General features: G+C 63.8%; 2 protein-coding genes. One reads left to right on the top strand and one right to left on the bottom strand.

Going from position 1 to position 2,818, the window contains the following annotated elements; translation table 11 throughout:
• Positions 1 to 89 precede the first annotated feature (89 nt).
• Positions 90 to 965, top strand: a complete 876-nt coding sequence (locus J0F76_RS21090) for an ATP-dependent metallopeptidase FtsH/Yme1/Tma family protein (RefSeq protein WP_377707213.1) — start codon at positions 90 to 92, stop codon at positions 963 to 965.
• 156 nt (positions 966 to 1,121) lie between these two features.
• On the opposite strand, the gene J0F76_RS20375 is transcribed toward J0F76_RS21090, so the two are convergent.
• The gene (locus J0F76_RS20375; protein ID WP_207472282.1) at positions 1,122 to 1,856 is read right to left on the bottom strand and encodes a hypothetical protein; all 735 of its coding nucleotides are present in this window, start codon (positions 1,854 to 1,856) and stop codon (positions 1,122 to 1,124) included.
• Between the last annotated feature and the right edge of the window lie 962 nt (positions 1,857 to 2,818).

Below are 2,818 nucleotides of genomic sequence, written 5' to 3'. Positions count from 1 at the left end.
AGAAAGGGAAAGGGTGGACGACTTTTACGCCGCCCGCAGCAGCTCCATGCCGCCGCTTCCGTGGCCTAATTTCTCACCGCCGTTCTCATGTGGTCATTGGCGCGTGTAACCACCCTGAACGCATCGATCCGGCCATTCGTCGGGCCGGTCGTTTCGACGACCTTGTCCATATCACCCGCCCCGACAGCGCCGCTCTGGCGACGATCCTGCGTCAGCATCTCGGGAATGATCTGGCCAAGGTTGACCTGACACACCTTGGACAAATGGCCGTCGGACGATCGGGGGCGGACTGTGCCGCAGCCGTCCGGACCGCGCGGGCCAAGGCCCGGCGTGCCAGGCGGCAGCTTGAGGAGCGGGATCTGCGGGACGCGCTCGGTCCCGACCATCAAGCCCTGCCACTCCCCATGCGGCGCAGGGCCGCGCTTCACGAAGCTGGCCACGCGATCATCATCGCGGTCCTTGGCCTTGGCATCGTCAAGGCGCTGCGGATCAGCGCGGATGGGGGCGAAACCATCACCCGGTGGCATCCAACGGAACAGACCGCAGCACAGGCGCACCGGCAGTGCATCGCTCATCTCGGAGGCCGTGCCGCCGAGCTGCTGATGCTGGGCGACGCCAGCGCCGGCGCGGGTGGCGACCCTGAGGCTGACCTGGCGCGGGCCACCCGCCTGCTGCTGGCCTGCGAGTTTTCGCTGGGCTTGGGCGATCATGGTCATCTCTCGATCGGTGCTGATCCCGACCTTCGGCTTCTCCTGTCGCTGCCGCCAGCGACACGCGCGAAGCTACAGCGCCGCCTTGATCGCGCCATGGAGGATGCGCAGGACATCCTCTGCCAGCATCATGCTTTGCTCGAGAAGCTTGCACGCGATCTGGAAACCAGAGGGTTCATCGGCGAGGCGGAACTGGCCTTCCGGCTCGGGCCGTGGCGCCGCTCGACTTTTGATGCTTCCGGCCTGGCCTCTTGACCCACTTTGCGCATCCTTGCGCGGGGATGCGTAATTCTTTTTCACAATTCGATTTTCGTGGACAGAACCTGTTTGGGCGATCTCGGGGCAGATCATCTGCCCCGGCGCCATGCGAGCAGGACGTTCTTGCCGCGAAAAGGATCAAAAAAACGCAGATCAAGGGCCGTAATCCACATCAATTCGCTGTCGATCCGTTCTGACTTTCTTGTCTGCACAATAGGATGGCAGGAGCTGAAACAGGACCCTGCCACAATGACTGACATCCCGCTCGACAAATTCTACACCCCTGATGCCACCGCCCGTCAGTGCATCGGGCAGCTCTGGCGGCAGGTCGGGATGCGGGCCGATGATCTCTTCATCGAACCTTCCGCTGGCGCAGGAGCCTTCTGTCGGCACCTGCCCGCCAAGCGCACCATCGCCCTCGATATCGCCCCGGATGCGGACGGCATCCTGACGGGTGATTTCATGGACTTTGAGCCGCCGGTTCATGAGGGCCGCCGGATCGTGATTGGCAATCCCCCGTTTGGGCGCAGTGGCGCCTTGGCCCGCGCCTTTCTGCAGCATGCGAGCAAGTTTGCCGATGTCATCGCCTTCATCCTGCCGGCCTCCTTTGCAAAGGTCAGCATGCAACGCGGCATTCCCCCGCTTTTCCACCTGGTTCATCAGACCCATCTCGGAGATGCGACATTCGAGACCTGCGAGGGTCTGCGGAAGGTCCGAACCGTCCTGCAGATTTGGGAGAAGCGGGATTGTTCCCGAGCCGAACAGACCTGCCTGCCAGCTACACAGCATGATTTCGAGTTCGTTCGGACCATCGCCGAGGCCGACCTGATCGTGCGCCGTGTCGGCGCGCGCGCCGGGGCCGTCCTCGATATCCCGCCTTTGCTTCAAGATGGTGCGCTGCCCTTGGGCTACTCGGCCAGTTCCAACTTTTACATCCGGTCCAAAGGATGTGATCCCGAAATTCTGGCGCGTCGTCTGCGCGACCTGAACCTGGCTGGGATCGCCGCCGCAGCGGTCTGTCCGTCCTTGTCACGGCAGGAACTGGTCAGTGCCTATGCGGAAGTGCACCAGCCTGCCGCGGCGGCCAACGATGCTGCCCACCCGTCGCCCGAGGGCGTGACCGAGTGCCCGGATGCGCCCGCGTGTTCGCCTTTGGCGGAGCAAGCTGGCGCTGCATCGGACAGGATGCCCCGCTCTGCGCGGCATCACCGATCCACGAGGCGCCATAGTCCCCAACGTGTTCCCGCATGCCTGCAGCCACTCTCTCGTGTCAGACGATCATCTGGAGATTGCGTGACGCTCCGGGAAGCATGGCACCAAAGCCGGAGCGGCCAGACAGAGCACCCCGTGCTGCGTCCCGGCGCCAGGCAGGGTGTCGCTCCGCGGCCTCCGGACAGGCCCATCTGTGCGATCCGTTGCGTCTCACGCATGACGTGATCACGGTCAGGTAACCGCTTGCGCCATCATGGCTACAGGCAGCCTTGGTTCAGTCCGAGAGCGGCGGCTTGCTCCGGCTTGCCGCCGGGCAGATGACGCATGGCATCAAGACGCTCTCTATGCCCGACTTCTGGCTGGCGCCCTACCTATGCCGCATGGACATGCCCCCAAGCGGCCGGATCAGCGTTCCGTCAACTGGCCTTGCGGCTTTTACCTCAAGCCGACACTGGAAAGGCAATCATGCCCGCCGCCCGCATCACGCTCAGTCCAACAGTCCAACAGTCCAACAGTCCAACAGTCCGGCAGGCGCATCGCGAAATTGGTTTGTCAACGGCGGTGCAAAATCCGGCCACGCGGCGGGGTAAAATCAGGCCAGGCGGCGGTGACCGGCACCATGGCGCGCGCGCTCACCA

The sequence above is a fragment of the Paracoccus fontiphilus genome (assembly GCF_017356265.1).
In the GTDB taxonomy this organism is placed as follows: domain Bacteria; phylum Pseudomonadota; class Alphaproteobacteria; order Rhodobacterales; family Rhodobacteraceae; genus Paracoccus; species Paracoccus fontiphilus.
The sequence above is the reverse complement of the archived record's forward strand: the minus strand, read 5'-3'. Positions and strand labels throughout refer to the sequence as shown.